This is a genomic window from Gordonia sp. (in: high G+C Gram-positive bacteria) (assembly GCF_052106715.1).
In the GTDB taxonomy this organism is placed as follows: domain Bacteria; phylum Actinomycetota; class Actinomycetes; order Mycobacteriales; family Mycobacteriaceae; genus Gordonia.
This window is the reverse complement of record NZ_JBQEDL010000009.1, coordinates 41158-67723: the sequence shown is the minus strand read 5'-3', so window position 1 is coordinate 67723 and position 26566 is coordinate 41158. Positions and strand designations below refer to the sequence as shown.

Genomic DNA, 26566 nt, shown 5'->3' with positions numbered 1-26566 from the left:
GTAATAATGCCTCACCGTCGGGCCCCGCGCAGCGCAGAGAGTCTCGGGCCGGTCGTAAGGTGAGAGTCGACACTTGGTCGACGGCGGATTCGCCGGAACAGGAGGCAGGCAAGCCTATGGCGCGCAGCAGTGTGGACGAGCTGTTCGGATTCGCGGGACTACTCGACGACGAGGAGCGGGCGATCGTCGACACGGTCGCCGCATACGGAGCCAAGAGCCTTCGCCCGAACATCGCCGGCTGGTTCGAGGACGGAACCCTCCCGGTCGCCGAGCTCGCGCGTGAACTCGGCGAGCTCGGCCTGTTCGGCATGCATCTGGACGGATACGGCTGCGCGGGGACCTCGGCCACCGCGTACGGCCTGGCGTGCATGGAGGCAGAAGCCGTCGACAGCGGACTGCGCAGCTTCATCTCTGTGCAGGGCTCACTCTCGATGTTCGCGATCCACGCCTTCGGCAGCAGCGACCAGAAGGATCAGTGGTTGCCCGCGATGGCGAAGGGCGAAGCGATCGGCTGCTTCGGGCTCACCGAACCCGACTTCGGCTCCAACCCGGCGGGAATGCGCACCGCGGCGCGTCGCGACGGTGACGACTGGGTCCTCAACGGCACCAAGATGTGGATCACCAACGGCCCCGTGGCGGACGTCGCCATCGTCTGGGCCCAGACCGACCCGGACCGGGCCGGCCGGGGCATCCGCGGTTTCGTCGTTCCGACCGATACGCCCGGGTTCTCGGCGAACGAGATCAAACACAAGATGTCGTTGCGCGCGTCGGTGACCGGCGAACTCGTCCTGCAGGACGTCCGGCTGCCCGCCGACGCGGTCCTGCCCGGCGTCGAGGGTCTCCGCGGCCCGCTCAGTTGTCTCAACGAAGCGCGTTTCGGCATTGTGTTCGGAGCCGTCGGCGCCGCGCGCGACAGCCTCGAGACGGCGCTGCGATACGCCGACGAACGCGAAGTGTTCGACAAGCCGCTCGGCGGTTTCCAGCTCACCCAGGCGAAGCTCGCCGACATGGCACTCGAAGTCGGAAAGGCGTTCCTGCTCGCCGTCCACCTCGGCCGACTGAAGGACGCGGGGGCGATCCGTTCCGAGCAGATCAGCCTCGGCAAGCTCAACAACGTCCGAGAGGCGATCGCGGTCGCCCGCGAATGTCGGACGATACTGGGCGCCAACGGGATCACCCTCGAGTATCCGGTGATCCGGCATGCGAACAACCTGGAATCGGTCCTCACCTATGAGGGCACCAGCGAGATGCACCAACTGATGATCGGCAAGGCCCTCACCGGATTCGACGCGTTCCGCTGACCGGGCCACCACAACCACTCTCGAAGGAGAATCATGCCATCGCTCAAACTCGGTTTGAAGGCTTCGGCCGAACAATTCGGTCCGCGTGAGCTCGTCGAACTCGGGGTCGCCGCCGAAGAATTCGGGCTGGACTCGGTCACCGTCAGCGATCACTTCCAACCGTGGCGGCACAACGGTGGTCACGCGCCCTTCTCGCTCGCGTGGATGGCGGCGGTCGGCGAACGCACGGAGCGGCTGCAAATGGGCACGTCGGTGCTCACCCCGACGTTCCGCTACAACCCGGCAGTGATCGCGCAGGCGTTCGCGACGATGGGCTGCCTGTTCCCCGACCGGGTGATGCTCGGTGTCGGTACCGGTGAGGCGCTGAACGAATACGCGACCGGGTTCCGCGGCGAATGGCCCGAGTTCAAAGAGCGGTTCGCTCGGCTACGCGAATCGGTCCGACTGATGCGGGATCTGTGGACCGGCGAGAAGGTCGACTTCGACGGCGACTACTACTCCACGCAGGGCGCCTACATGTACGACGTCCCGGACACCCCGATCCCCGTCTACATCGCGGCAGGTGGCCCCGTGGTAGCGCGGTACGCCGGTCGTGCGGGCGACGGATTCATCTGCACCTCGGGCAAGGGCATGGATCTCTACACCGACAAACTGATCCCGGCGGTCAAAGAGGGCGCGGCGAAGAAGGAACGCGACTTCGAAGCAATCGACCGGATGATCGAGATCAAGATCTCGTACGACCGGGACCCCGATCGAGCACTCGAGCAGACGCGGTTCTGGGCCCCGCTGTCGTTGACCCCGGAACAGAAGCACAGCGTCAACTCGTCGGTCGAGATGGAACGTCTGGCCGACGAACTGCCCATCGAGCAGGTCGCCAAGCGGTGGATCGTCGCGTCGGATCCGGACGACGCCGTCGCGCAGATCAAGCCGTACCTCGATGCCGGCCTGAACCACCTGGTCTTCCACAACCCGGGTGCTGACCAGCGTCGATTCCTCGAGGCGTTCACCGAAGACGTGGTCCCGCAGCTGCGAGCCCTCGGGTAGGACTTATTCGCCGATGGTGACCGATTCGCTGGCTTCGCCTCCGGTGCCGCCCTCGTCTTCGGCAGGAACCGACTCGGTCTCGGTCACCGTCTCGGTCGCCGTCCGGGTGATCGTTTTGGTGTCGGTGACTGTGCGCGTCCCCGTCTGGCGCTCTGTCTGAGTGTTGTCTCGGGTCTGGGTGGCGGTAGTCGTCTCCGTGCGGGTGGCGGTGCTGCCGTCGCCCGCCGCGGTCTCGGTGACGGCCTCGGTGACGGTTTGGGCGGGCTGGTCGTCGCCGCCCTTATTGCCGACGATGAAGAAGGCGATGATCACGAGTGCCGCCGCGACGCAGGCGACCGTCGCGATGATCTGCATGCGGCGGACTGCGGCGTGCGCGCCGGCGGACGCCGTCGCGGCGGCGGGGGAGCCGCTGTACAGATCGTTCGGGATCGCTCCGTACGGCGTCTGCGTCATGTCCGATGGAGCAGGCTGTTCGGGGTAGACGTCATCACCGCTGGTCCCGGGGTCTTCCGGGCTGTTCGGGGGTGGCGGTCGAGTCAACAGTCTGCTCCTCGGATGAGGCGGAAATCGGTGCGGTGGGCCGTGCGCGGGTTCACTTTACCGTGCGGCGTTCCTGATCGATCGATCTGGTTTTTGCGAATCCTTCCTGGATGGCCCGAGTGGCGGTAATGTCCGCCTTGGCATCTTTTGCCTCGGCTCCCTCCCAGCCGACTTGGATCGTGACGACTGATCGAGGTCATACATGACGCCGTTGAATCATGTTCTCAACCGCCATCCGATGAACCGCCCTTCGAGCGAAGTGGCTCGGGACGTCGACGCTGGGCCCCACCTCACGCCGCGCATCGTTGCGGCGTGGGAGGCGCGTCTCGGCGTCGACCGGCAGCGACGAGTGCGTCCTTCGCACTTCGCAGGCGCGTCGGGAATGCGCGAATGGTGGGGTGGGGTCGACATCATCGCAAACGATCCCGACTCGTTTCGGGCAGTCCGTTTCGATCGAGAGTTGTCGATGACGTCAGCGTTCTGTTCCGTGCACTCGGCGGTGCGGGCCGAGCGGACGACCGAACTCGTGAACGCAGTCCCGTTCGAGACGCTATTGGTGACCGTCACCTCGATGCGTGGACGCACAGCAATTCACCAGTGCGGTCGCGAGTACGAGTATGCGGCTAGTGATTTGGCGTTCATCGCGGCGACGCGCCCGTTCGTCCAGACTGTCTCGGCGGTCTCGGATCCGTCGGGTCTGGCGATCCCACTCGCCTTGCTCGGTAAACACCGGTGTCTCGCCGAGCAGCCGCGTCGACCCATAACGAAAAGGACGCCGCTGGCGCGGGCGGCGGCCGGATTCGTCCGACGTTTCGCTGCAGACGCTGCGGCGTCCGACGCTCCGCCGCCGTCCTCGGACGCCGAGTTGGCTGCGATCGACCTCGTCACCGCCGCGCTGTCGGAACTGATATCCGGCGACACCTATCGACTGCAGGATGACGTGTTGTTCAACCAGCAGGCCGCGCTCGACCTCATTGCGCGACGACACCGCGACGCGGGCTTCACTCCGGACGCCATCGCGGCCGAACTTCACCTGTCGCGTCGGCAACTGTATCGGCTGTTCGAGGATGCCGACCAGTCGTTGGCGACGACGATCGCCGACGCTCGAGTCCAGACCGCCTGCGAGATACTGGTCGCGAACCCGTGGCTGCCGGTCGGGAACGTCGCGGCGGCGTCGGGGTTCCGTTCCGTCGCGACCTTCCGTAATCGGTTCAAGGCTCGCTTCGGGCTCGGGCCAGTCGAGTACCGCCAACGCATCGTGGTGGGGTCTGTTTCCTAGCGCCGTTGACGGCGGTCGCATCCTGGGGCATAGTGAACCGCGGAAAAGTAAGCGATCGCTTACTCGGGATCTGTCCATTCGGTAATCGGTCCATAAGGAGAGTTTCATGACCACTCAGCGGACAGCCATCGTCACCGGCGCAGCTCGCGGGATCGGCGCCGAAGTCGCTCGTCGACTCGCGTCCGACGGTCACGCCGTCGCGGTGCTCGACCTCGACGAGACCGCCTGCCAGGAAGTCGTCGATGAGATCACGGCATCCGGGGGTCGGGCACTGGCCGTCGGAGCCGACGTGTCCGACGAGGTCGCGGTGGAGTCCGCGGTCAGCCGCGTCGCCGCCGAGCTCGGCGCACCGACCATCCTCGTCAACAATGCCGGCATCATTCGCGACAACCTCTTGTTCAGGATGACCGTGTCCGACTGGGACGCGGTCATGAGCGTCCACCTGCGCGGTGCCTTCCTGATGTCGCGTGAGGTGCAGAACTATCAGACGAAGGAGGGCTGGGGTCGCATCGTCAACCTCTCGTCGACGTCGGCGCTCGGCAACCGCGGCCAGGCGAACTACTCCGCGGCGAAGGCCGGAATGCAGGGCCTGACCAAGACTCTGGCGCTCGAACTCGGTCGTTTCGGGGTCACCGCGAACGCGATCGCCCCCGGCTTCATCGCGACTGACATGACGGCCGCGACCGCCGACCGGATCGGAATGGCCTTCGATGACTTCAAGACGGCGATGGCCAAGGAGATCCCGGTGCAGCGCGTCGGCGAGCCAGCCGACATCGCGCACGCCGTCAGCTTCTACGCGAGCGAAGGAGCGGGCTTCGTCTCCGGACAGGTGCTGTACGTCGCGGGCGGACCCAAGGACTGAACGGCCTACCACAGCGAGCGACAGCAGGGAGACGTAGATGAAGATTCTCAACGGACCGGACGCGCTCGAAGCCGCAGTCGGCACCCATCTCGGATACTCCGACTGGGTCGAGATCGACCAGGAACGTATCGATCGGTTCGCCGAGGCGACCGGTGACGACCAATGGATCCACGTCGATCCGGAACGAGCGGCCGCCGGGCCGTTCGGGTCGACCATCGCGCACGGATATCTCACGCTGTCCCTGATCCCGATGCTGTCGTGGCAGGTCTACAAGATCGAGGGCTCCACGATGGGGGTCAACTACGGCAGCAACAAGGTGCGGTTCCCGTCGCCGGTGCCGGTCGGGTCGCGTGTGCGCGCGGGCGTCGAGATCATCTCCGCGACCAGGACCGGAGCCGGTGTTCAGGTGGTCAACCGGGTGACGGTCGAACGCGAAGGCGGCGACAAACCCGCCTGCGTGGCCGAGACCGTGTCGGTCGTCGCCTTCTGATGGGCTCCGAACACCCCGGGCTCGATCTGGCGGTCCTCGGCGACTGGCTGCCCGAACACGTCGACGGTGCGGGATCGGACCTGACCGCGACGCTGATCGCGGGCGGCAAATCGAACCTGACGTACCGGATCTCCGACGGCTCGTCGTCGTGGATCCTGCGTCGTCCACCCGTCGGTCACCTCCTGGCCACCGCTCACGACATGGGTCGCGAATACCGGATGATGGCGGCGCTCGAACAGACCGAGGTCCCGGTACCGACCATGTACGCGATGTGCGACGACGCTGACGTTCTCGGCGCTCCGTTCTACGTGATGTCCGAGATCGACGGCGTGCCATACCGTTCGAAACAAGAGCTCGAAGCGCTCGGGCCGCAGCGGACTCGGGTGATCGCCGAGAGGCTCGTCGACACCCTCGTCGAGTTACACCGGGTGGACCCCTCCGACGTCGGACTGGCGGACGCGGGACGGCCCGAGGGATTCCTCGGACGGCAGGTGCAGCGGTGGCGTAAACAGTTCGCCGCCGCGCACACCCGAGACATCCCGGCGATCCAGACGCTGTACGCGATGCTCACCGAACGGGTGCCTGCCGACACCGCACCCGGGATCGTCCACGGCGACTACCGTCTCGACAACGTCCTCGTCACTCCGCGTGATGAGATTGGGGCCGTCGTCGACTGGGAGCTGTCGACGATCGGCGACTCACTCACCGACCTCGCGCTCATGCTCATCTACGGGCGCCTGGCCCAGATCACGCCCGGCGCGGTCACCGATGCGACCGCAGCCCCCGGCTACCTGACCGAGCGCGAGATCATCGAGCGGTATGCCGCGGGCAGCGACCGTGATCTCGACGAACTCGGCTTCTACATCGCTCTCGGCTGCTTCAAACTGGCGGGCATCGTCGAGGGCATCCACTACCGGTACGTGAACGGGCAGACCGTCGGGGACGGGTTCTCTCAACTCGGCGACGGAGTGTTCGGACTATTGGACGCCGGTATCGCGGCATTGAAGGAGAACTGACGTGGATTTCGCTTTCGACGAATCGACTCGCGAACTGATCGACGGTGTCACCGAGTTCATGGAGTCCCATGTCTACCCGGCTGAGAAGGTTTTCGACGAGCAACTCGCCGAACTTGACGACAAGTGGGCGTGGGACAGTGTGCCGATCCTGACGCAGCTGCGCGCTGAAGCGAAGGCTCGCGGCTACTGGAACTTCTTCCTGCCGGGTGGCGGCGGTGCGGGACTGACCAACCTGCAGTATGCGCCGATCGCCGAGATCACCGGCCGCAGTTCGAATCTCGCGCCTGCCGTGTTCAACTGCGCGGCCCCGGACACCGGCAACATGGAGGTGCTCAGTGAGTTCGGCACGTCCGCGCAGAAGGGACAGTGGCTGCAGCCGCTACTCGACGGCGACATCAGGTCGGCGTTCGCTATGACCGAGCCCGACGTCGCGAGTTCGGATGCCACGAACATCGAGCTGTCCATCCGGCGTGACGGCGACGAGTACGTGATCAACGGTCGCAAATGGTGGATCACCGGGGCGATGAACCCCAACGCGAAGATCCTCATCGTGATGGGTAAGACCGACCCGGACGCGCCGCGCCACCGGCAGCAGTCACAGATCCTCGTCCCGCGCGAGACCCCCGGCCTCGAGGTGGTCCGCGGCATGGAGGTGTTCGGGTATGACGATCACAGTCACGGCGGCCACGCAGAACTGACCTTCACCGACGTTCGGGTCCCGGCCACGAATGTGATCGCGAACGAGGGAGACGGTTTCGCCATCGCGCAGGCCCGGCTCGGGCCGGGTCGCATCCATCACTGTATGCGGGCGATCGGTCTCGCCGAGCGGGCGATCGAGGCGATGTGCGACCGTGCGTCCGATCGCGTCGCATTCGGACGTCCGCTCGCCGAGCAGGGCGTGATCCGTGACTGGATCGCCGAGTCTCGAGTGCGCATCGAACAACTGCGTCTACTGGTGCTCAAGACTGCGTGGCTGATGGACACCGTCGGCAACAAGGGTGCGCACGGCGAGATCCAGGCGATCAAGATCGCGACGCCGAAGACAGTCCAGTGGATCCTCGACAAGGCCATCCAGGTGCACGGCGCCGGCGGCCTCTCGCAGGACTTCCCGCTTGCCGCGGCCTACGCGGGCATCCGCACGCTGCGCTTCGCGGACGGTCCCGACGAAGTTCACAAGAACTCGCTCGCCAAGGCTGAGCTGCGGAGAAACGCTTCTCGCGGATAGTCAAATATGCGCCATTAGGTGGCAAAAGCGTGCCAGAAATGTCGAGCTCGGGGCGCTCGTTCACGCGCGTGACCAACGGGGGATCGCCATATCCGCAGGTGCGACCGATTCGCCGTGCCCGCCCGCTCGAATCCGGCTGCCCGCTTGCACTTTGGCGCCCGCCGAACAGCGGTTTCGTCCTCTGAGTCGCACATAGGATTCGACCCATGAAGAACCTTGGTCGGTGCGACGCGCGCGTGATTCTCGCGTGGTCGACACCGTTGCCCACGCAGACTGCGCAATGACGGCGCCCTTCGACTCCGTGTCAGCGGAGAACTGGGCATCGCACTACCTGGATGCTTCCCAGCACGGCGGCGCACTCGGCGAAGTGATCATCGAAGCCAAGGGGATGGGCGTCAAGGCTTCCTGGGGGCATATCTACGGGCCGGTCGAGTTCCGGATACGGCGCGGTGGGGTCACCGTCCTGGTCGGTGCGCCGGGACGTGGTCGTACGGCGCTGCTGCTGACGATCGCCGGACGTATGAAGCCGACGTCGGGAAGCCTTCACTCGTTCGGTCAGAGCAACCGCGCCCATCAATTGTTCAACAAGTCCGCGCTCGGCTTCGTCGACGAGGTCGACGAGATCGAGCAGACGATCCGCGTCCACGACGTACTCACCGAACAGTGCCGGTGGGCGCAGCCTTGGTACAAATTCGTCGGACAGGCGAACGCCGACGACCTTGAGCGTTTGTGCCGTCCGGTGTTCGGCCCGCTCACCCTGCCGACTCTCGACGCGTACGTCGAAGAGCTTCCCGAACTGACCGCCACACTGTTTCGGATCGCGATGGCCAACATTCGGCGACCGGAGCTGCTCGTCGTCGGGGGAGTCGACAACCTCCACGGATACGAGAACGCGCGGCTCCTTCTGGAACGCCTCGTCGATCTCGGTTCGGACCAGACCGTCATTACCGCGAACGTCAACGGCGAGGAACTGGTGCCGGGCATCACCGATGTCATCGAGGTGCCCAATCTGACCGATAACGAGTTCGTTCGTCTCGAACAGGGAGATCGAATTCTATGAAGATGCTCGCCGCGCTCTCGCCGGGTAGCGACTTCAAGCGCTACTACCGGGGCCGGATGCCTCGCCTGGCTTTCGCCGTCATCATCCTGATGCCGTTGATGTACGGTGCCCTCTACCTGTGGGCATTCTGGAATCCGTTCAACGAGGTCGATCGGATGCCGATCGCACTGGTGAACCTCGACGCCGGCGCGACGATGGAGGGCAAGCCGCTCAAGGCCGGTGAACAGGTGGTCCAGGGCCTGTTGGACTCCAAACAGTTGGACCTGTCGGTGGTGTCGGAGGGGGAGGCGTCCGACGGTGTCGACCACGGCGAGTACTACTTCTCCATCACTCTGCCGAAGGACTTCAGCGAAGCGGTGGTCTCGCCGACGAGCGGTCACGCTCGGTCGGCGCAGTTGATCTTCACCTACAACGACGCCAACAACTATCTCGCGTCCGTGCTCGGCGGGGACGCCGCGCAGCAGGTGGTGTCCACTGTGTCGGCACAGGTGGGCACCCAGACGTTCGATATCGTGTTCAAGCAGGTCGACGGGATGCTGCCGCAGGTCACGAAGGCAGCCGACGGAGCGAACGAGCTCGCCTCCGGGCTGGTCACCGCCGACTCCGGGGGCAAACAACTCGCGTCGGGCGTCGACGAGATGTCCTCGGCCGTCTTGAAAGCCACCGAGCCGCTCGTCGGATTGACCAGTGCCACCGGTGGACTCAGTCCCACCGAGGTTCGGTCGGTGGCCACCCGGATCGACAGCAACGTGACCGAGCTCGACACCGTGCTCGGTGACGCCGCCGTCGCACAGTCACGGGCGTCGGATGCGGTGGACGCCGCCGTCGGGAGACTGTCGAAGAGTTCGGACCCGGCGATGCGTGCACTCGCCACGACACTTGCTCCCACGAAGCAATTCCTGCAGACACAGGGAGTCGGCCCGGACGCAGACGGTCCGCTGGCCCAGCTGAGGAACGACTCGTCGCTGCTGACTTCCCAGTTCGATACGCAGGGCAGCCCGTTGAACACCTTCCTCGGATTGGCGGAGACCGGGGCGTTGCACAACGACATCCTCACTGTCCGGTCGGATATGACGAAGTTGAGCGACGGTGCGAACGAACTGTCGTCCGGGCTCGGCGAACTGAAGTCGGGGTCGGCCGAATTGGCCGGCGGCCTCGACGAGGCGGGCAAGGCGATCCCGAAGTGGAACAAGGCCCAACAGGATGCGCTCGCCAAGACCCTGGCCCAACCGGTGCAGCTGTCGGAGAAGTACGAGAACGAGGCCAAGACGTTCGGCACCGGTTTCGCGCCGTTCTTCTTCTCGTTGGCGCTGTTCGTCGGCGGCATCATCGCGTGGATGCTGTTCACACCGTTGCAGTCGCGGCCGGTCGCGCAGGGACTGAACTCTCTGCGCGCGGTGCTGGCGTCGTTCGCTCCGACCCTGGCGGTCGGCATCCTGCAGGCGCTGATCCTGTACCTGGTCACCGTGCTCGCCGTCGGCATGCGCCCGGTTCACATGGTCGGCACCTTCGGATTCATGGTGCTCGTCGTCGCGGCGTTCCTGGCGATCATCCAGATGTTCAACGCCTTGTTCGGTCCAGCTGTCGGCCGCGTCGTGACACTGGCGTTCCTGATGATCCAGTTGACGTCCGCGGGCGGAATCTATCCGGTCGAGACGACGACGAAGCCGTTCCAATACATCCACTGGGTGGACCCGATGACGTACACCGTCAATGGGTTGAGACAGATGATCATGGGTGGCGTCGACTACCGATTCTGGGTCGCGATGTCGGTCCTCATCGGTATCGCCCTGGTGTGCCTGGCCGTGTCGACGCTCGCGGCCCGAAGAAACCGGCAATACACGATGGACAGGCTGTATCCGCCTGTCGAAGTGTGATCGGCCGGCGCCCGACACCGGCGGCCGACCCCGACACCGGCCGACCCTGACCGCCAACGCGACCAGACCGACAGCGAAATTTCAGGCTGATTGAAATAGAGGAGCAGACATGGCAGCGCGAAACGACGAAGACATGGCCCTCAGCCCGGTGTTCAACCGGTTGGGCGAGCAGACTCGACTCCCGAGGTATGAACTGGCCGACGACATGCTCCTTCCGAGCACGGCCTACCAGATCGTCCACGACCAGGCGATGCTCGACGGCAACTCACGATTGAACTTGGCGACCTTCGTGTCCACCTACATGGACAAAGAAGCCCAGCTCCTCTACGCGCAGACCGTCGACAAGAATATGATCGACAAGGACGAGTATCCGGCGACCGCCCAGATCGAGGACCGGTGCTGGCGGATCCTCGGCAACCTGTGGCACAACCCGGATGTCGAGAGCGCGATCGGCACGTCGACGATCGGATCGTCGGAGGCGTGCATGCTCGGCGGTCTGGCGCTCAAGCGCCGGTGGCAGCATCGTCGCAAGGCCGCGGGCGAGTCGACCGAGAGCCCGAACATTGTCTTGTCGACCGCGGTGCAGGTGTGCTGGGAGAAGTTCTGCAACTACTTCGAGGTGGAGCCGCGGTGGGTGCCGATCACCGAGGACCATCTGTACCTCGACGGGCATGACTTGCAGAAGTACGTCGATGAGAACACTATCGGCGTCGTTGCGATCATGGGGCAGACCTACACCGGCGCGTACGAGCCGGTCGCCGAGATCGCCGCGAAACTCGACCAGATCCAGGCCGACTCCGGGTTCGACGTGCACATTCACGTCGACGGCGCCTCCGGTGCGATGATCGCGCCGTTCTGCCAACCGGATCTCGAGTGGGACTTCCGAGTGGAACGCGTTGCGTCGATCAGCACCTCCGGGCACAAGTACGGTCTCGTCTACCCGGGTGTGGGGTGGATCGTGTGGCGCGCCGCCGATGCGCTTCCGGAGAGCATGGTCTTCCACTGCGCGTACCTCGGCGGTGACATGCCGACCCTCGCATTGAACTTCTCACGGCCCGGCGCGCAGGTTCTGCTGCAGTACTACCAGTTCCTTCGCCTCGGTCGGGAAGGCTACCGGGCCGTTCAGCAGAATTCGCTGGACGTCGCGCAGCGACTGTCGACGGCCATCGCTGAGATGGCGCCGTTCGAACTGGTCAGCAAGGGCGACACCATTCCCGTCTTCGCCTGGCGGCTGAAGACCGGATATACCGACAACTGGACGCTCTACGATCTCCAGGACCGACTGCGGATGAAGGGGTGGCAGGTCCCGGCCTACCCGCTGGCCGATGACCTCGCCGACGTCACAGTGCAGCGCATCGTCGTGCGCGCCGGGTTGAGCGAAGACCTCGCCGATTCGCTGCTCGCCGACATCGTCACCGAAGTCGAGTTCCTTGAGCGACTGAGCGGCCCGATGCCGAGCGAGGGACAGACCGCGGGCTTCCACCACTGACCGTTCCGCCGGACGCCTCGGGGCGAACACGCCCGAGGCGTCCCGGCGTTCACCGGAAAGGTTATGCGCGTGACCGCTGATCGTCACCGTTTCGCCGACGTCCTGACGGCGACCACGACAAAGCAGTGCGTCGGCTTCATGATCGGCTCGGCGCTGTTCGCGCTGGGATCTGCTCCCGGCTTCGGCAACTGGGCGGGGGCCAACGCGTCGAACATCTCCTACTTCATCGGTGCCTGGTTCTTCACCGGGGCCGCACTGATCCAGTTGGTGCGCAGCGGTGCCATGGCGACCACGGTGTCGTACGGCAACGGCGTGATGCTGCGCGCCGAGTGGCTGGCGGCGTCCACCCAGTTCTTCGGCACCCTCCTGTTCAACGTGAGCACCGCCTCGGCGCTCGAAGTCAAAACGGTTCACGGCCAACAGCACCTGGTGTGGAACCCGGACGCAGGCGGGTCCGTCGCGTTCCTCATCAGCGGAGTGTTCGTCCTCCTAGCCTTCACCCGTGCGGACGGGCGCGTCTGGGCGCCCCGCAGTACCGACTGGTGGTCCGGGGTGATCAACATGGCCGGGTGCATCGCCTTCGGCGTGTCCGCAGTCGGATCGTTCGTGAGCCGCACCGGGACCACGGTCGACGCGGTTCTCGCCACCGTCGGCACCTTCGTCGGAGCCCTCTGCTTCTTCTTCGCGTCGTTCATCGTGCTCGTCGCGATGAGAGTGCAGGAAAGGACCGCCGATCGAGTCGGCTCAGTCCGGTGAGTGCACCCGCCACAACGGGTTCACCGGGCCATGGCCGGCCCCCAGCGGATACGCGGACTGCAGACCCTTCGTGACCCAGCCCTTGGCGAACTCGAGCGCATCGGGCACCGGGTAGCCGTGGGCGAGGGCCCCACAGATCGCGGCGGCGAGGGTGTCGCCCGCACCGTGGTCGTGGGGTGTGTGGATGCGGGGTGTGTCCACCGAGATGAACTGGTCTCCGTCGAACAGCAGATCCGGGCTCACCTCGCTGTCGCGTAGATGTCCGCCCTTCACCAGCGCCCATCGCGCCCCGAGGTCGCGGAGAGCGCGGGCTGCGTCGCGTTGGGTCGCCGCGTCGACGACGTCGATCCCGGTGATCAACCGGACCTCGTCCAGGTTCGGGGTGAGCACGTCCGCCAACGGGATCATCCGGTGAATCAGCGTGTCGAGGGCGTCGGCGGCGAGCAGTGGATCACCGTGCATGGAGGCGCAGACCGGGTCGACGACGAGCGGGACTTCGCGCCCGCCGCCGATGCCGAGTTCTTCGCAGGTGTCGGCGATCGCATCGATGATCGGCGCCGACGCGAGCATCCCCGTCTTGGCCGCGTCGACTCCGATGTCCGAGACCACCGACCGCATCTGGGCGGCGACGATCTCCGGCGAGATGCGCTCGATCCCGGTGACGCCGAGCGTGTTCTGCACGGTCACCGCAGTGACCGCGACACAGGCGTGTAAACCGAGAAGCGCGAAAGTGCGCATATCCGCTTGGATGCCCGCGCCGCCGCCGGAGTCGGACCCGGCGATCGTCATGACACGCGCAGGACTCTGGCCGGGATCGACTGTCGGCAGCAGACGCGGTTCGGTCACCGGGGTGCGCTCGCCTGCGAGACGGACTCGACCTCGGAGATGGGGAGGTACACCTGGTTGCCTGCCGCGGCGAACTCGTCGGATTTGGCCGCCATCTCCTGCGCGATCTTGCGGTCGATGTCCTCCGCGGTGACCAGGTCGTTCTCCTCGGCGTAGGCGCGGACATCCGCCGAGATACGCATCGAGCAGAACTTGGGGCCGCACATCGAGCAGAAGTGCGCGGTCTTCGCGGGCTCCGCGGGCATCGTCTCGTCGTGGTACTCGCGGGCGGTGTCCGGGTCGAGCGCCAGATTGAACTGGTCGGTCCACCGGAACTCGAATCGGGCCCGGCTGAGCGCGTCGTCGCGTTCTTGAGCCCTCGGATGCTCTTTGGCCAGATCGGCCGCGTGTGCCGCGATCTTGTACGTGATCACGCCGACTTTCACGTCGTCGCGGTTCGGTAGGCCCAGATGTTCCTTCGGAGTGACATAGCAGAGCATCGCGGTGCCCGCCTGCGCGATCATCGCCGCGCCGATCGCCGAGGTGATGTGGTCGTAGGCGGGTGCGATGTCGGTGGCCAACGGACCGAGCGTGTAGAACGGTGCCTCCTCGCACCACTGTTCTTCGAGCTTCACGTTCTCGACGATCTTGTGCATCGGGACGTGACCGGGCCCCTCGATCATCACCTGGACTCCGAATGCCTTTGCACGCGTGGTCAACTCACCGAGAGTACGCAGTTCGGCGAACTGCGCCTCGTCGTTCGCGTCGGCGATCGATCCCGGCCGCAGACCGTCACCCAGGGAGAAGGTGATGTCGTAGCGGGCGAGGATCTCACACAGTTCGTCGAAGCGCGTGTACAGAAACGACTCCTCGTGGTGAGCCAGGCACCAGGCGGCCATGATCGAGCCGCCACGCGAGACGATTCCGGTGACACGTCGTGCGGTCAGCGGCACATAGCGTAGGAGCACGCCCGCGTGGACCGTCATGTAATCGACGCCCTGCTCGGCCTGCTCGATCACGGTGTCGCGGTAGATCTCCCAGGTCAACGCCGTCGGATCGCCCTTGACCTTCTCCAATGCCTGATAGATCGGGACGGTGCCGACCGGGACCGGCGAGTTCCGCATGATCCATTCGCGCGTGACGTGGATGTCCTTGCCGGTCGACAGGTCCATGATCGTGTCGGCACCCCACCGCGCCGCCCACACCATCTTCTCGACCTCTTCGCCGATCGACGACGTGACCGCCGAGTTGCCGATGTTGGCGTTGACCTTCACCGCGAACGCCTTGCCGATGATCATCGGCTCGGACTCGGGATGACGATGATTGGCTGGGATGACGGCGCGTCCCGCGGCGACCTCGCTGCGGACCAACTCCACGTCGACGCCCTCGCGGGCGGCGATGTACGCCATCTCCGGTGTCACGATCCCGGCTCGGGCCCACGCGAGCTGTGTCGCCGTGCCGTCGACCGGCTCGGGCCTGGCCCACGAGTCGCGGGTCGCGGGCAGGCCGCGCTCGATGTCGATCACCGCGTTCACGTCGGTGTACGGACCCGACGTGTCATACAGGTCGAGGTGTTCACCGTTGGTCAGATTCACCCGGCGAGCCGGGACCTGCATGCCGTTGATCTGCATGTAGTGCTTCGCGCTGCCCTCGATCGGACCAGTGGTGACGCTTTGGATAGACACAGGTGTGCCCATGGAAGACTCCTCCCTACGCCGGCATTACCCGGACAGGTTCGAGCGGTCGACGACCGCCGGTCGCCATCTCAGCCCTCGGATCGTGAGAGCCCCCGCGTGTGTAATTGTCGTGTAGGCCGCGCCCAGGCAACGCCAGCCGCTGAGCTCGCGGACCTACGCCAGCCACCCTAGCGCCGACTGCGCCCGTTGTGGGAGCCACACCCAACCGTGATGCAGATGTGACTGATGTGACTTGCCGCACATCACTTGCGCACCGTAGTGTTGTGACTGTTGTCACAGGGAGGTGTCATGCAACTGAGGAACCGTCATCACCAGGCGCGGCAGCACAGTGCGCGATCGCTGCTCCAGCAGATCTCGGAGGTCGTGCACAATCCCGACCGCGAGCGATTCGAATTGTGGGTCGCAGGCGATCTCGTCGGCGTCCTCGGTTACCGCATCGACGACACCGACGACGGTCGCATCGCGACCATTCTGCACACCGTCATGTACGACGAGTACGCCGGTCACGGCCTGGCGACTCGACTGACCGGGACCGCGATGGCGTGTATGCGCGAGGACTCGCTGAGGGTGCGGCCGGTCTGCACGTTCACCCGCAAGTTCCTCGAAGCGCACCCGGGAATGGTCCCGCTGGCTCCCGTCTGACGCCGGGTTCCGCCTCTGCTCAGGTCGACGAGACGTCGAGTACGAGCGGTGCGTGATCGCTCGCGCCCTTGAGTTGGCGGGCTGCGGCGTCGACGAAGGCGTCGAAGACGCGATCGTTCAAGGCCGGAGAGCAGAGCGCGAAATCGATGCGCATGCCTTCGTTCTTGTCGAAGCGGCCTGCCTGATAGTCCCAGAACGTGTACGTGTCCGGGCCTGGGGCGAAGGGATCCGCGCTGTCGGCGAATCCCGCGTCGACGAACTCGGTGAAGGCTGCGCGCTCGGCGTCCGAGGTATGCGTGCGGTCGGCGAAGTAGGCCAGGTCCCAGACGTCGGCGTCCGTCGGAGCGACGTTCCAGTCCCCGGCCAACGCGATCTGTGCCGCCGGGTCGTGAGCCAACTCCAGTCGGGTCACCCCCGCGAGAGCGGCCAGCCAGTCGAGTTTGTAACTCATGTGCGGGTGGCCCGGCGCGCGGCCGTTCGGAACGTAGAGGCTCCACACGCGCACACCGTCGCACGTCGCCGAGATCGCTCGAGCCTCCGCCTTGCCGTCGTACGTCGGCTGGCCGTCGAACCCGAGGTGGACGTCGTCCAGGCCGACACGGGACGCGATCGCGACGCCGTTGTAACCGCCGTCTCCGTGCAGCGCCACGTCGTAGCCGTGAGCGGCGAAGCTCATCACGGGGAACTGGTCGTTGGAACACTTGGTCTCTTGGAGTGCGAGCACGTCGATCGCGTGTCGCGTCATCCAGGCCACGACGTCCTCCGAGCGAGCACGGATCGAGTTGACGTTCCAGGTCGCCAGGCGCACGGTGCTCAGATCTCCTCGGTAGGATCGGTCACCCGGACGCCGAGTTCGGCCCACCGCTCGCGGACGACGGCGGGGGCGTCGTCGAGCAGCAGCACTGCGAACCGTGCGTCATCGTGGGAATTGCGGTAGGAGTCGCGCCAGAAGTCGATCGACTCGGCGAACCACTTCAGCGCGTCCGGCTCGTCCGCGAGCAACTGCGATGCGTTCTCGATGATCGTCAACCAGCCGCTCGACGGAGCGCCTTCGGGCGTGTGCAAGCCGGTCGGCAGGTCACGCATGCAGTCGTCGAGGGCGTCCCGATTGCGGCCGAAGTGTGCGGGGAAGTCCCAGGTCTGCGCCAATGCGTCCAGTACCCCGCCGACTGTCCGCATCCGGGCGGCATCGACTCGGCGAGCGGTGAAACCGGTCCCGAACAGGGACGGCGCGGTGGCGGCGACGGCGGTCATGCGCCCGGGCCCCGGATCGCGGTGAACGTCTCGTAATGATCCAAGGTGAAATAGGCCGACCCGTTGCTACCCGTCACGATCCGCTCCGCGTCGCGTCCCCTCCCGCGCTGCTTCGGATTCACGTCCCACTCCTGATAGCTGATCTTCTTGCCGTTCGACGTCTTCTTCGGCAGGCGCCCCTCCGAATTGCGGAACGCGTCGCCGCCGTGTGTCCCCGGCGCGTTCGCTGCATCCGGCCAGTCGCCTGCATCGATGTAGCTGAGGGTCTGTTGGACGCGGGCGGGAACGTCGTTCGACGGCCTTCCCGCAGTCCGGGACCGTTCGGACGAACCCGAATCGGCTGCGGCCGCACTCACCCCCGACGGGGCGGCTGCCGACGGTTCGGCGTCTGTGGTGTTGCGCCCGTCGACCCACCAGGTCAACGCGACGACCGCCAACAGCACGATCACACCGAGCACGGATGCGAGCATGCGGCGACGGGACTGCTCAGGGTCGCGGTTGGGAGGAGACATCACGTTCCACGGTAACCGGTGGGGCCCCGGAATCGAATTCGCCTACGGCTCGATGAGTTCGCCGACCACGGCGGTGTGGTGCAGCGCGTATCCGGCCCGTCTGGCCGCCGCCCGGAGAGCGTCGTTCGAGGCCTCGACGTCCACCGCCCACATCCCCTCGCCGACCTCGATTGGGGTGAGTCCGTCGACGGGCACGGCGGCCGAGGCGACGAGCACCTCCATCGCCTGAGCGTCGTCGACGGCGACTCGCCCGGGTCGCACGATGCGGTCGGGGAGGAGGGCAAATGCGGGGAGGTCGAGGTCGTCGTACCAGTCGATGATCTCGGCGACCGCGGCCGACGGAGCGTTGAACTCGACGGGCACCGCCGAACGGCCGCGCGGCGACGAGCCGCCCGCCGACACGACCCAACCGTCGATCTCCTCGCGGTGCGTCGCATCGCATCCCGTGCAGAGTGCACGTTCGACGTCGCGGATCTCCGAGTTTCGGACGACGTGTCGAGACAGGAGCCGGATCGAAGTGATCGCATCGCGGTTGATCGCGACGATCTCACCGTCCCGATCGACCTTCAGATACTGCTCGTCGGACATCTGGAGAACACCGGTCACATCCGACTGTGACGGGCCGCCGCCGACCACGGTCGGGTTCGGTTCGGCACGCCAATCGGCCGGGACGTCGGCCCGTCCGAGTCGGTAGCGGACGACAATGCGGTCGCCGACGGTCGGATCGATCACGGCGGCCTCAGTCGTCGTCGTGCCCGAAGGGGTCGCGGTCGGCTCCGGGTAGCCACGTCAGGCCGGGAGATCCCCAGCCGTTGCGTTTGACGGCCTTCTTCGCGGCGCGCGCATTCCGGCCGACCAGCACGTCGATGTACAGGTAACCGTCGAGGTGACCCGTCTCGTGCTGCAGCATGCGGGCGAAGAACCCGTCGGACTCGATCTCGACGCGAGCCCCGTCGCGGTCGGTGCCGACGACCTTCGCCCAGTCGGCGCGCCCGGTGGGGAAGCCTTCGCCGGGCACCGACAGGCAGCCCTCGTCGTTGTCGTCGGGGTCCGGCATCGTCTCGGGAATCTCCGAGGTCTCCAGAGTCGGGTTGATCACCTCGCCGCGGCGGCGCGTCGGGCCGTCCGGGCAGTCGTAGACGAACATCCGAAGTCCGTGACCGACCTGGTTGGCAGCCAGACCGACACCGTTCGCGGCGTCCATCGTCTCGTACATGTCGTCGAGCAGCGCGATGATCTCGGTGGACGGACGCCCCTGGTCGTCGAGTTCGACAGGCGTCGTCGGGTGGTGCAGCACCGGCTCGCCGACGATGCAGATCGGAAGAATTGCCATGTAGCCATACATTACTCGGGCAATGCGGCGTGTTCGCGGTGAGTCGTCGTGAAGGGTCGCCGTCGGGTGGTTACACTCTTGAAGCGAACCACACGTTTGTGATTCGCCTCCGGACGGCTCGTGCGCGGGGCGCGGACCGGACGAGTGAACAGGACGAAACGGCACGCTTTGCAAGGGAGCGAGATGGACGGCGCAACCGCGCATACACCAGGCGACGACGATTCGGTCGGTGCTGCGCAGGCTGGGCAGCAAGGCGACCCGCATGAGGTCGGGCCCGACGGCCTCACCCGTCGCGAACACGACATCCTCTCGTTCGAGCGCCAGTGGTGGAAATACGCCGGCTCGAAAGAAGAGGCCATCAAAGAACTGTTCAGCCTGTCCGCGACCCGTTATTACCAGATTCTGAACGCGTTGGTCGATCGTCCCGAAGCGCTTGCGGCCGATCCCATGCTGGTCAAACGACTCCGTCGTCTGCGAGCCTCACGCCAGAAGGCGCGGGCCGCTCGACGCCTTGGATTCGAGATCTGACAGGCGTCCTGGGGCGCGTCGTGCACACGCCTCGCCTCCTACGCGGCGTCGTGAGCTAAAGTTGCCGTGATGAAAGCTGACCGAGAAACCAACCGACTGCCCCTTCGGGCAGGTGCCATGCTGCTGCTGGCGGTTGCCGTGGTCTTCATCGGCCTCGGCTGGCATCGTGCCGCCACCAGTGGAGACGAGGGTGACACCGCCTCGACCTCCGTCGCGGAGAGCACGACGGCCACGCCGACGGAGTCGAGCGCCGCGGGCGGCGATGAGACGTCGACGCCTGCATCGTCCTCCAAGGTGGCCGATGCCGCTGATGTCGGGTCGGTCTGCGTGCTCAACGCGGGAACCGTCACCGGACTCGCGGGCAAGGTGTCCGACTCACTCAAGCAGTCGGGTTTCGACGTCAGCGGTGCCGAGAATCTGTCGACGGGCAGCATCAGTGAGAACACCGTCTTCTACGACGAAGGCGACGAGGCTGCCGCGCAGAAGGTCGCCGATGTGGTCCCCGGCGGTGCCTCCGCAGACCCGAGGCCCGCGGTGTTCACGCGGTGCGAAGGTGAGATCGTCGTCATCGTCGTCACCGAATGAGCCCGAAAGCCGTTAAGCCCCAGACCCGCTAACCCCGAACATCGGTTGACACCGAACCCCGTCCAGCCCACAAGCCCGCAAGCCTTGCTCGTACGGAACATATAAGGAGCGTCATGTTCGCCCGTAACCACAGTGGTGCCGCTACCGGAACCTCGACCACTCGTGTCCTGGCGGTCCTCGCCGCGGCAGGCGCCGCTGGAGCGGTGCTCGCGGGATGCACGCCCGACCAGTACCCGACGGACGAGAAGGGCACGACGCCGCCGGTCATCACCGGTGACCAGGCGCAGCCGGGCGACGAGGTCAACGCCGGTACCAGCTCCGGCGGCGCTGAAGAGATGTCCGCGACGCTCCGCAACACCGAGGGTGCGAGCGTCGGTGTCGCGAACTTCACCACCGAAGGCGAAGCCGTCACCGTCACCCTCCGAGTCACCGGCATGGATGCGGGATCACACGGCGTCCACATCCACTCCGTCGGCAAGTGTGAGGCGTCCACCGGTTTCGCATCGGCGGGCGACCACCTTCAGGTCGACGGCCACACCGGTAAGCCCGAGAGCGGCGATCTGACCAGTGTCACCGTCCTGGCGAACGGTACGGGGACGGTCACGAGCTCGACGGACGCGTTCAAACTCGATCAGATCGGCGGCAAGGCCCTCGTCGTCCACGAGGTAGGCGACACCGACGGCACACACCGCCTGGCGTGCGGCGTCATCGCCCAGAAACGATAGGACGCATCACCGGTGGGGGGCCGTATCCGCGAGATCGAGTTCCACGGATCGACTGAGCCGACGCTCGGGGTGGAGTGGGAGCTCGCCCTCGTCGATCGCGTGACCCGCGACCTATCGAACTCGGCGCCCGAACTGTTCGATCTGATCCAAGCGCGCGGAGTGGACCGGTCGGAGCGGATTCACAAAGAGCTCCTGCGCAACACCGTCGAACTCGTCACCGATATCTGTCATACGGTCCCCGAGGCGATGGCCGATCTCGGCGAGACCCTCGACGTGGTGCGTGAGCTCACCCGAGAGGTGGGCGTCGACCTGTACGGCGCGGGCACGCACCCGTTCGCGGAATGGTCGACGCAGCAGCTGACCGAGGGGCCGCGCTACGCGGAGCTGATCGCTCGGACCCAATGGTGGGGCCGCCAGATGCTGATCTGGGGTGTGCACGTGCACGTCGGGATCAGCCGCCGCGACAAAGTACTCCCGATTCTGTCGTCGCTGCTCAAGTACTACCCGCACCTGCTGGCGCTGTCGGCGTCGTCGCCGATGTGGGGCGGGCGGGAGACCGGGTACGCGAGCAACCGGGCGATGATGTTCCAGCAGTTGCCGACCGCGGGACTGCCGTTCCAGTTCGAGCGGTGGAGCGAGTTCGAACGGTTCGTCTCCGACCAGGAGACCACCGGGATCATCGATCATCTCAACGAGATCCGGTGGGACATCCGGCCTTCGCCACACCTGGGCACCATCGAAGTACGGGTGTGCGACGGCGTCTCGAATCGTCGTGAGCTCGCAGGCATCGTCGCACTGATCCACTGCCTGATCGTCGACCTGGATCGTCGTCTCACCGCGGGGGAGACCCTGCCGCAGATGGCGCCGTGGCTCGTGCAGGAGAACAAGTGGCGGGCCGCCCGCTACGGCATCGATGCGATCGTCATCCAAGACGCCGATTGCTCCGAGCGACTCGTCACCGACGACCTCGCTGAACTCCTCGTGCGACTCGAGCCGGTCGCCGCCTCGTTGGGCTGCGCCGACGAACTGGCCTCGATCGGCGACATCGTCGCCCGCGGCGTCAGTTACAAACGCCAACACGACGTGTTCGCGCGAACCGGCGACATGCGCGACGTGGTCGCATCGGTGGTCGACGAACTCGGGTAGCGCTCAGTCGCCCCGCTCGCGTGCTCGTAGCTGACTCTCGTCGAGCAGATGCTCGTCGATACGTTGCTCGCGGTAGACGAGGCGGCCGACGCGCTGCGCGATGACGGGCGCGGTGATCAACGTGAACAGCCCGGTCAACACGAGCATGCCGCTGTCGACATGCCCGTCGAGCTGGATGAGCGCGCCGATCAGCACGAGGATCATGCCGAACGTCTGCGGTTTGGTCGCCGCGTGCATACGGCTCAAGGTGTCCGGGAAGCGGACGATGCCGATCGCTGCGGTCAACGCGACCGACGAGCCGAATAGCACGAAGAAGGCGGTGAGAATATCCCTGATCACTTCGTGTCCCCGATCACTTCGTGTCCCCGCTCATCTTCTTGTCCCTGCTGAGCTCGTCGTCCCTCACCCGGAATCGGGCCACTGCGATGGATCCGATGAAGCTGACGAGGCTCAGCACGACGATGGCGGCGGCGATTGTCGTGTCACCGGACGCCGCGACCCAGATGGCGAGACCGGAGATCATGATGGCGACGATCGCGTCGACACCGACGAGTCGGTCGAGTGTGCTCGGGCCGCGCAGAGTCCGGTAAGTGGTCAGGACGACGGCGACGAGCAGCATCGCGGCAGCGATCGCCCACACGTAGGTCATGTGTCTGTGTCCTCCTTCCGTCGCCGCAGGATGCGGCGGCGGGACGCGCGGCGTACGCGACGCTCTTCGTCGGCGACGCGCTGACGATCACTGAACGGAACGTGGTGGTAGTCGTCGTCGATGCCGTGGAACGGGCTTGGCTGCCATTCGGAGTCGCGCTCGAAAGCCTTGATGAACTGCCGTTCCACATACGCCATCTGACGGAAGAAGGAATCGACCTGCGACTGCTTGCGGACGTCGAAGATGTGCACGTACAGCATGCGGCGCAGATGGTCGATCTCGACGACCATCGTGCCGGGAACGAGGTTGATGTAGTCGATGGCCAGCGTCAGCACCAGGTCGGACTTGATCGCGACATGCACGCGGACCACCGCGCCGAGCGGCGGCGGACCCGGCTTGATCGCCGCCCACGCTACCTGCGCCGACGACACGACGAAGTTACCGATCAGGGTGAACACGAGCTTCAACGCGGCCAACGGGTGGATGCGGCCTTCGACGGGGACCCGAGGCAGTGGGAGCAGAGTCATCACGAGGATCGCGATCACGACGCCGACGACGATGTTGCCCCACGTGACCTCGCCCCACAGCAGAACCCAGACGAATGCCAACCACGCCACGCCCCACAGGCGCATCGTGAACTCGCGCAGATCACCGCCGGCCCACTTCGGGAACTTCAGGTGCTCCTGCAGCCACACGATCGCATTGGTCAACGGCCAGGCGAACCAGACGACGGCGAGCCGCCACAGGTTGCCGAAGAACGCCGGGATCGTCTTCTTGCCGGCGGGACGCACATGCGGGCGGTCCGGGAACGGTGTGTTGCTCATCGGCCGCCTCCGGGGCCGAGCACGGTACCGATATACACGTCGCGGTCCAGAACGCCGTGGGCTCCGCTGTCGGTGAACTCGAAGATCGGCCCGGCCCACACGGTGAGGGCCAGGCCGACGGCGACCATCGCGGCTGTCGGCAACACCATGGTGACGGGCATACGGCCGACGTCCTCACGCTCGTCGAGAAGCACGTCGGTTCCTTCTTCGACGAGTGCCGAGGGCGTGCTCGACGCCATATCGCCTTCGGGAGCGTCGGCGCGGGCGCGCCAGAATCCCTTCGTCCAGATCCGGGCCATCACATACAGAGTCAACAGACTGGTGATGACACCACCTGCGACGAGGATCCACGACAGGACCGAGCCGTCGGCGGCGCCGGACTGCAGGAGGGCGACCTTGCCGATGAAGCCGGAGAACGGTGGGATTCCGCCGAGGTTGAGCGCGGGGATCAGGAACAGCACCGCCAGCAGCGGGCTCGCGATGAGCCCGCCCAGGCGACGCAGCGACGACGATCCCGCCTGACGTTCGATCAATCCGACGACGAGGAACAGGGTGGTCTGCACCAGGATGTGGTGGGCGACGTAGTAGATCGCGGCACTCGTCGACTCCAGCGATCCGACGGCGATACCGAAGATCATGTAGCCGATATGGCTGACGAGGGTGAACGACAGGAGTCGTTTCACGTCGGTCTGGGCTATCGCGCCGAAGATGCCGACCAGCATCGTCAACAGTCCGGCGACCATCAGCACGGTATCCATCGCTCCACCGGGGAACAGGAGCGAGTGCGCGCGGATGATCGCGTACACACCGACCTTGGTGAGCAGGCCCGCGAACACGGCGGTGACCGGGGCGGGAGCCGTCGGATAGGAGTCGGGCAGCCAGGTCGACAGCGGGAAGACCGCGGCCTTGATACCGAAGGCGACGAGGAGCACCGCGTACAGGGCGTTGCGGGTCCCGTCTGGGACGTCGTCGAGGCGGACTGCCATCTCGGCCAGGTTGAGTGTCCCGGTCGCGGCGTACGCGAAGGCGATGCCTGCCAGGAAGATCAACGAGGAGACCATCGAGACCATCACGTACGACGCGCCCGCGCGTACGCGTTCGGCGCTGGCGCCCAGCGTCAGCAGCACGAAGCTCGCGGCGAGCAGCACCTCGAACGAGACGTACAGATTGAACAGATCGCCCGCCAGGAAGGCGTTGCACACGCCCGCGGTGAGGATCAGATAGGTCGGCAAGAAGATCGACACAGGTTGTTCGGTCGTGCCGTCTCGGATGCCCTGACCGATCGCGTAGACGACGACGCACAACAACACCGTCGTCGACACGACCAGCATGAGAGCCGCCAACCGGTCGACGACGAGAGTGATGCCGAGAGGCGAGCCGCCGTCGTCCCGGTCGCCCCACCCGCCGACGTGGACGGCGAACGGTCCGTGGACGCTCGTCAGGTACAGCATCATCGCCGACGCGATCAGTGCCACGCCGATCGCGGAGACGCTGACCGCGCGCTGGAAGGTCGGGCTGCGTCCCCGCAGCAGAGTGAGAGCCGCGCCGAGTAGTGGGACGAGGGTCGGGAGAGCGATCAATACGGTGATCCAAGACGGTTGCGGGATCATCGATCACCTCCCTGCTCTTCTGCGCTGTCCTTTACTGTGCTGTCCTGTTCTGGGACATCCTCTTCTGGGTCGCCCGGCATGTCGTCGGAGTCCTCCGGCAGATGGGCGATCAGGTCGGCGTCCTCGGGCATCAGGTCGGTCTCGATGACGCCCTGGTGGACGGCCTCGAACTCTTCGGCCGTGAGCGGATTGCCGTGGTCATCGAAGAAGTCGCCTGCGACGGTGTCTGCCCCGGTCAGCGGGTCGTCGCTTCGGTCGCGGTCGCCGAACGTCTGCAAGGAACTGCTCGCGATCTTGACGTCCTCCGGGTCGTCGCCGAGATCGTCGTCGCCTGCCGACTCGAGAGAGGTCGGTTCGGCGTCCGGCGGCGGAGCCTCGCGACTGCGCCGGTTGATGACGAACAGCCGGTACACGAGGGCGAGTACGAAGGCGGCCACACCCATGGTGATGACGATGGCGGTGAGCACCATGCCTTGGGCGAGTGGGTCGGCGTCTGCAGACTGGCCCGAGGACTCGCGACCGCGGACCGGTGGGTGACCCGGTGGTCCGGCGAGCGTGATTATCAGCAGGTTGACCGCGTTGCCGACCAGCATGAGGCCGAACAGCATGCGGATGAGGCTGCGGTCCATCAGCAGATAGACGCCGCACGCGGCGAGGGCGCCCGCGACGATCAGCAGGCCGAGGTCGACGCTCACTTGCGCACCTCCCGCCGCGGCTGCGCGGGGATGCCGCCGGTCAGCGGAGCGTCGTCGGCGACCTCCAGGCGTGCGCCGAGGCTGCGCAGGATGTCGAGGACCAGTCCGACGACGATCAGATAGATCCCGAGGTCGAAGAACATCGCGGTGACGATGTGGATATCGCCGAACACCGGCAGGTGCAGGTCGATGACCGCCGAGGACAGGACGGGTGCGCCGACGAACAGCGAGGTGACGGCTGTCGTCGCCGAGACGAGCAGGCCTGCGCCCAGAATGGTCCCGGCTTCGACGGGTAGCGCTTCGCCGAGTTCGTAACGGCCGCCCGCGAGATAGCGCAACACGAGGGCCAGACCCATGACGAGGCCGCCTGCGAAACCGCCGCCCGGTGCGTTGTGCCCGGCGAAGAACAGGTACGCGGACAAGACCACCAGGGTGGGGAACACGACACGAGTGGTGGCTTCGAGCACCATCGTGCGGTGACGCGGGTCGCGCAGCTCGCTGCCGGCCAGCCAGGTGGTGCGTTCGGCGATGAAGTCGTCTTCGTCGAGGCCCGCCTGCAGCCGCGCGGCGTCGGTGATGCGCGGCACGGCGCCGAATCGGCG

The 26566-nt window shown here is 65.8% G+C and carries 30 protein-coding genes and 1 riboswitch; of the genes, 16 read left to right on the top strand and 14 right to left on the bottom strand.

The annotated features are described in order from the left end of the window. The first annotated feature begins 116 nt into the window (after positions 1-116). On the top strand, positions 117-1301 hold the full coding sequence (locus tag ACTIMF_RS06670; protein WP_442349502.1) for an acyl-CoA dehydrogenase family protein: 1185 nt from the start codon (positions 117-119) through the stop codon (positions 1299-1301). Positions 1302-1331: 30 nt separating this feature from the next. Then, positions 1332-2345, top strand: a complete 1014-nt coding sequence (gene fgd / locus ACTIMF_RS06665) for a glucose-6-phosphate dehydrogenase (coenzyme-F420) (protein ID WP_442349560.1) — start codon at positions 1332-1334, stop codon at positions 2343-2345. A gap of 3 nt (positions 2346-2348) precedes the next feature. Here the strand turns inward: fgd and ACTIMF_RS06660 are convergent, their stop codons facing one another. Next, positions 2349-2798: a hypothetical protein gene (locus ACTIMF_RS06660; protein ID WP_442349501.1), complete on the bottom strand. Its 450-nt coding sequence runs from the start codon at positions 2796-2798 to the stop codon at positions 2349-2351. 289 nt (positions 2799-3087) lie between these two features. Here ACTIMF_RS06660 and ACTIMF_RS06655 point away from each other — a divergent pair, with 289 nt between their 5' ends. From ACTIMF_RS06655 to ACTIMF_RS06615, 9 genes are all read left to right on the top strand, one after another. Further along, complete coding sequence (locus ACTIMF_RS06655; protein ID WP_442349500.1) at positions 3088-4164, top strand: helix-turn-helix domain-containing protein; 1077 nt, start codon at positions 3088-3090, stop codon at positions 4162-4164. Between the two features lie 106 nt (positions 4165-4270). Further along, positions 4271-5026, top strand: coding sequence for an SDR family oxidoreductase (locus tag ACTIMF_RS06650; protein ID WP_442349499.1), 756 nt, complete (start codon positions 4271-4273; stop codon positions 5024-5026). A 37-nt stretch (positions 5027-5063) separates the two neighbouring features. Beyond that, on the top strand, positions 5064-5516 hold the full coding sequence (locus tag ACTIMF_RS06645; protein ID WP_442349498.1) for a MaoC family dehydratase: 453 nt from the start codon (positions 5064-5066) through the stop codon (positions 5514-5516). Further along, complete coding sequence (locus ACTIMF_RS06640; protein ID WP_442349497.1) at positions 5516-6532, top strand: phosphotransferase family protein; 1017 nt, start codon at positions 5516-5518, stop codon at positions 6530-6532. Before ACTIMF_RS06645 ends, ACTIMF_RS06640 begins: the two co-directional genes overlap by 1 nt. A 1-nt stretch (position 6533) precedes the next feature. Then, entirely contained in the window at positions 6534-7757 is a 1224-nt protein-coding gene (locus ACTIMF_RS06635; protein WP_442349496.1) for an acyl-CoA dehydrogenase family protein, read from the top strand. A gap of 280 nt (positions 7758-8037) precedes the next feature. Beyond that, positions 8038-8817: an ATP-binding cassette domain-containing protein gene (locus tag ACTIMF_RS06630; RefSeq protein ID WP_442349495.1), complete on the top strand. Its 780-nt coding sequence runs from the start codon at positions 8038-8040 to the stop codon at positions 8815-8817. A 2-nt stretch (positions 8818-8819) separates the two neighbouring features. Then, positions 8820-10694 (top strand): YhgE/Pip family protein, encoded by a 1875-nt coding sequence (locus ACTIMF_RS06625; protein WP_442349559.1) that lies wholly within the window; start codon positions 8820-8822, stop codon positions 10692-10694. 109 nt (positions 10695-10803) lie between these two features. Then, positions 10804-12183, top strand: coding sequence for a glutamate decarboxylase (locus ACTIMF_RS06620; RefSeq protein WP_442349494.1), 1380 nt, complete (start codon positions 10804-10806; stop codon positions 12181-12183). A 63-nt stretch (positions 12184-12246) separates the two neighbouring features. Then, positions 12247-12939 (top strand): hypothetical protein, encoded by a 693-nt coding sequence (locus ACTIMF_RS06615; protein ID WP_442349493.1) that lies wholly within the window; start codon positions 12247-12249, stop codon positions 12937-12939. Here the strand turns inward: ACTIMF_RS06615 and thiD are convergent. Continuing rightward, on the bottom strand, positions 12928-13785 hold the full coding sequence (thiD, locus tag ACTIMF_RS06610) for a bifunctional hydroxymethylpyrimidine kinase/phosphomethylpyrimidine kinase (protein ID WP_442349492.1): 858 nt from the start codon (positions 13783-13785) through the stop codon (positions 12928-12930). The two genes, ACTIMF_RS06615 and thiD, sit on opposite strands and share 12 nt — an antisense overlap. Further along, positions 13782-15461: a phosphomethylpyrimidine synthase ThiC gene (gene thiC / locus ACTIMF_RS06605; protein ID WP_442349491.1), complete on the bottom strand. Its 1680-nt coding sequence runs from the start codon at positions 15459-15461 to the stop codon at positions 13782-13784. Before thiC ends, thiD begins: the two co-directional genes overlap by 4 nt. Beyond that, positions 15454-15567, bottom strand: a riboswitch (TPP riboswitch). (Overlaps the previous gene by 8 nt.) Positions 15568-15749: 182 nt before the next feature. On the opposite strand from thiC, the gene ACTIMF_RS06600 reads away from it, so the two are divergent. After that, entirely contained in the window at positions 15750-16103 is a 354-nt protein-coding gene (locus tag ACTIMF_RS06600) for a GNAT family N-acetyltransferase (RefSeq protein ID WP_442349490.1), read from the top strand. 19 nt (positions 16104-16122) lie between these two features. Here ACTIMF_RS06600 and ACTIMF_RS06595 read toward each other — a convergent pair whose 3' ends face one another. From ACTIMF_RS06595 to ACTIMF_RS06575, 5 genes are read right to left on the bottom strand one after another with little or no spacing between them, the layout of a single operon-like run. Further along, entirely contained in the window at positions 16123-16911 is a 789-nt protein-coding gene (locus ACTIMF_RS06595; protein WP_442349489.1) for an exodeoxyribonuclease III, read from the bottom strand. 5 nt (positions 16912-16916) lie between these two features. Further along, positions 16917-17357, bottom strand: coding sequence for a barstar family protein (locus ACTIMF_RS06590; RefSeq protein WP_442349488.1), 441 nt, complete (start codon positions 17355-17357; stop codon positions 16917-16919). Next, positions 17354-17869, bottom strand: a complete 516-nt coding sequence (locus ACTIMF_RS06585) for a ribonuclease domain-containing protein (RefSeq protein WP_442349487.1) — start codon at positions 17867-17869, stop codon at positions 17354-17356. The genes ACTIMF_RS06590 and ACTIMF_RS06585 overlap by 4 nt, the downstream gene beginning before the upstream one ends. 42 nt (positions 17870-17911) lie before the next feature. Continuing rightward, positions 17912-18601 (bottom strand): GNAT family N-acetyltransferase, cg3035/Rv0428c family, encoded by a 690-nt coding sequence (locus ACTIMF_RS06580; RefSeq protein ID WP_442349486.1) that lies wholly within the window; start codon positions 18599-18601, stop codon positions 17912-17914. A gap of 7 nt (positions 18602-18608) precedes the next feature. Beyond that, complete coding sequence (locus ACTIMF_RS06575) at positions 18609-19202, bottom strand: peptide deformylase (protein WP_442349485.1); 594 nt, start codon at positions 19200-19202, stop codon at positions 18609-18611. 183 nt (positions 19203-19385) lie between these two features. Here ACTIMF_RS06575 and ACTIMF_RS06570 point away from each other — a divergent pair, with 183 nt between their 5' ends. The 4 genes from ACTIMF_RS06570 (at position 19386) to ACTIMF_RS06555 (ending at position 22186) form a co-directional block, all read left to right on the top strand. Next, positions 19386-19730: a DUF3263 domain-containing protein gene (locus tag ACTIMF_RS06570; RefSeq protein ID WP_442349484.1), complete on the top strand. Its 345-nt coding sequence runs from the start codon at positions 19386-19388 to the stop codon at positions 19728-19730. A 69-nt stretch (positions 19731-19799) separates the two neighbouring features. Beyond that, a complete protein-coding gene (locus ACTIMF_RS06565) occupies positions 19800-20315 on the top strand; it encodes a LytR C-terminal domain-containing protein (protein WP_442349483.1) in 516 nt (171 codons plus the stop codon). A gap of 113 nt (positions 20316-20428) precedes the next feature. After that, the gene (locus ACTIMF_RS06560) at positions 20429-21040 is read left to right on the top strand and encodes a superoxide dismutase family protein (protein ID WP_442349482.1); all 612 of its coding nucleotides are present in this window, start codon (positions 20429-20431) and stop codon (positions 21038-21040) included. Positions 21041-21052: 12 nt separating this feature from the next. Further along, on the top strand, positions 21053-22186 hold the full coding sequence (locus tag ACTIMF_RS06555; RefSeq protein ID WP_442349481.1) for a glutamate--cysteine ligase: 1134 nt from the start codon (positions 21053-21055) through the stop codon (positions 22184-22186). Positions 22187-22189: 3 nt separating this feature from the next. On the opposite strand, the gene mnhG is transcribed toward ACTIMF_RS06555, so the two are convergent. The 6 genes from mnhG to ACTIMF_RS06525 form a co-directional block, all read right to left on the bottom strand. Next, on the bottom strand, positions 22190-22525 hold the full coding sequence (gene mnhG / locus ACTIMF_RS06550) for a monovalent cation/H(+) antiporter subunit G (RefSeq protein ID WP_442349480.1): 336 nt from the start codon (positions 22523-22525) through the stop codon (positions 22190-22192). Between the two features lie 13 nt (positions 22526-22538). Continuing rightward, positions 22539-22835, bottom strand: coding sequence for a monovalent cation/H+ antiporter complex subunit F (locus ACTIMF_RS06545; protein WP_442349479.1), 297 nt, complete (start codon positions 22833-22835; stop codon positions 22539-22541). Continuing rightward, positions 22832-23659, bottom strand: a complete 828-nt coding sequence (locus ACTIMF_RS06540) for a Na+/H+ antiporter subunit E (protein WP_442349478.1) — start codon at positions 23657-23659, stop codon at positions 22832-22834. Before ACTIMF_RS06540 ends, ACTIMF_RS06545 begins: the two co-directional genes overlap by 4 nt. After that, the gene (locus tag ACTIMF_RS06535; RefSeq protein WP_442349477.1) at positions 23656-25269 is read right to left on the bottom strand and encodes a Na+/H+ antiporter subunit D; all 1614 of its coding nucleotides are present in this window, start codon (positions 25267-25269) and stop codon (positions 23656-23658) included. Before ACTIMF_RS06535 ends, ACTIMF_RS06540 begins: the two co-directional genes overlap by 4 nt. Then, positions 25266-25964 (bottom strand): Na(+)/H(+) antiporter subunit C, encoded by a 699-nt coding sequence (locus tag ACTIMF_RS06530; protein WP_442349476.1) that lies wholly within the window; start codon positions 25962-25964, stop codon positions 25266-25268. Before ACTIMF_RS06530 ends, ACTIMF_RS06535 begins: the two co-directional genes overlap by 4 nt. After that, on the bottom strand, positions 25961-26566 hold a 606-nt coding region (locus tag ACTIMF_RS06525), incomplete at its 5' end, for an MnhB domain-containing protein (RefSeq protein ID WP_442349475.1). The genes ACTIMF_RS06530 and ACTIMF_RS06525, both read right to left, overlap by 4 nt.

Bases quoted from the DNA above. Each gene is read 5' to 3' on its own strand.
- ACTIMF_RS06670 (WP_442349502.1), top strand. From the start codon at position 117: ATGGCGCGCAGCAGTGTGGACGAGCTGTTCGGATTCGCGGGACTACTC.
- ACTIMF_RS06660 (WP_442349501.1), bottom strand. From the start codon at position 2,798: ATGACGCAGACGCCGTACGGAGCGATCCCGAACGATCTGTACAGCGGC.
- ACTIMF_RS06655 (WP_442349500.1), top strand. From the start codon at position 3,088: ATGACGCCGTTGAATCATGTTCTCAACCGCCATCCGATGAACCGCCCT.
- ACTIMF_RS06650 (WP_442349499.1), top strand. From the start codon at position 4,271: ATGACCACTCAGCGGACAGCCATCGTCACCGGCGCAGCTCGCGGGATC.
- ACTIMF_RS06645 (WP_442349498.1), top strand. From the start codon at position 5,064: ATGAAGATTCTCAACGGACCGGACGCGCTCGAAGCCGCAGTCGGCACC.
- ACTIMF_RS06640 (WP_442349497.1), top strand. From the start codon at position 5,516: ATGGGCTCCGAACACCCCGGGCTCGATCTGGCGGTCCTCGGCGACTGG.
- ACTIMF_RS06630 (WP_442349495.1), top strand. From the start codon at position 8,038: ATGACGGCGCCCTTCGACTCCGTGTCAGCGGAGAACTGGGCATCGCAC.
- ACTIMF_RS06625 (WP_442349559.1), top strand. From the start codon at position 8,820: ATGCTCGCCGCGCTCTCGCCGGGTAGCGACTTCAAGCGCTACTACCGG.
- ACTIMF_RS06620 (WP_442349494.1), top strand. From the start codon at position 10,804: ATGGCAGCGCGAAACGACGAAGACATGGCCCTCAGCCCGGTGTTCAAC.
- ACTIMF_RS06615 (WP_442349493.1), top strand. From the start codon at position 12,247: ATGCGCGTGACCGCTGATCGTCACCGTTTCGCCGACGTCCTGACGGCG.
- thiC (WP_442349491.1), bottom strand. From the start codon at position 15,461: ATGGGCACACCTGTGTCTATCCAAAGCGTCACCACTGGTCCGATCGAG.
- ACTIMF_RS06600 (WP_442349490.1), top strand. From the start codon at position 15,750: ATGCAACTGAGGAACCGTCATCACCAGGCGCGGCAGCACAGTGCGCGA.
- ACTIMF_RS06590 (WP_442349488.1), bottom strand. From the start codon at position 17,357: ATGACCGCCGTCGCCGCCACCGCGCCGTCCCTGTTCGGGACCGGTTTC.
- ACTIMF_RS06585 (WP_442349487.1), bottom strand. From the start codon at position 17,869: ATGTCTCCTCCCAACCGCGACCCTGAGCAGTCCCGTCGCCGCATGCTC.
- ACTIMF_RS06575 (WP_442349485.1), bottom strand. From the start codon at position 19,202: ATGGCAATTCTTCCGATCTGCATCGTCGGCGAGCCGGTGCTGCACCAC.
- ACTIMF_RS06570 (WP_442349484.1), top strand. From the start codon at position 19,386: ATGGACGGCGCAACCGCGCATACACCAGGCGACGACGATTCGGTCGGT.
- ACTIMF_RS06565 (WP_442349483.1), top strand. From the start codon at position 19,800: ATGAAAGCTGACCGAGAAACCAACCGACTGCCCCTTCGGGCAGGTGCC.
- ACTIMF_RS06560 (WP_442349482.1), top strand. From the start codon at position 20,429: ATGTTCGCCCGTAACCACAGTGGTGCCGCTACCGGAACCTCGACCACT.
- ACTIMF_RS06545 (WP_442349479.1), bottom strand. From the start codon at position 22,835: ATGACCTACGTGTGGGCGATCGCTGCCGCGATGCTGCTCGTCGCCGTC.
- ACTIMF_RS06540 (WP_442349478.1), bottom strand. From the start codon at position 23,659: ATGAGCAACACACCGTTCCCGGACCGCCCGCATGTGCGTCCCGCCGGC.
- ACTIMF_RS06535 (WP_442349477.1), bottom strand. From the start codon at position 25,269: ATGATCCCGCAACCGTCTTGGATCACCGTATTGATCGCTCTCCCGACC.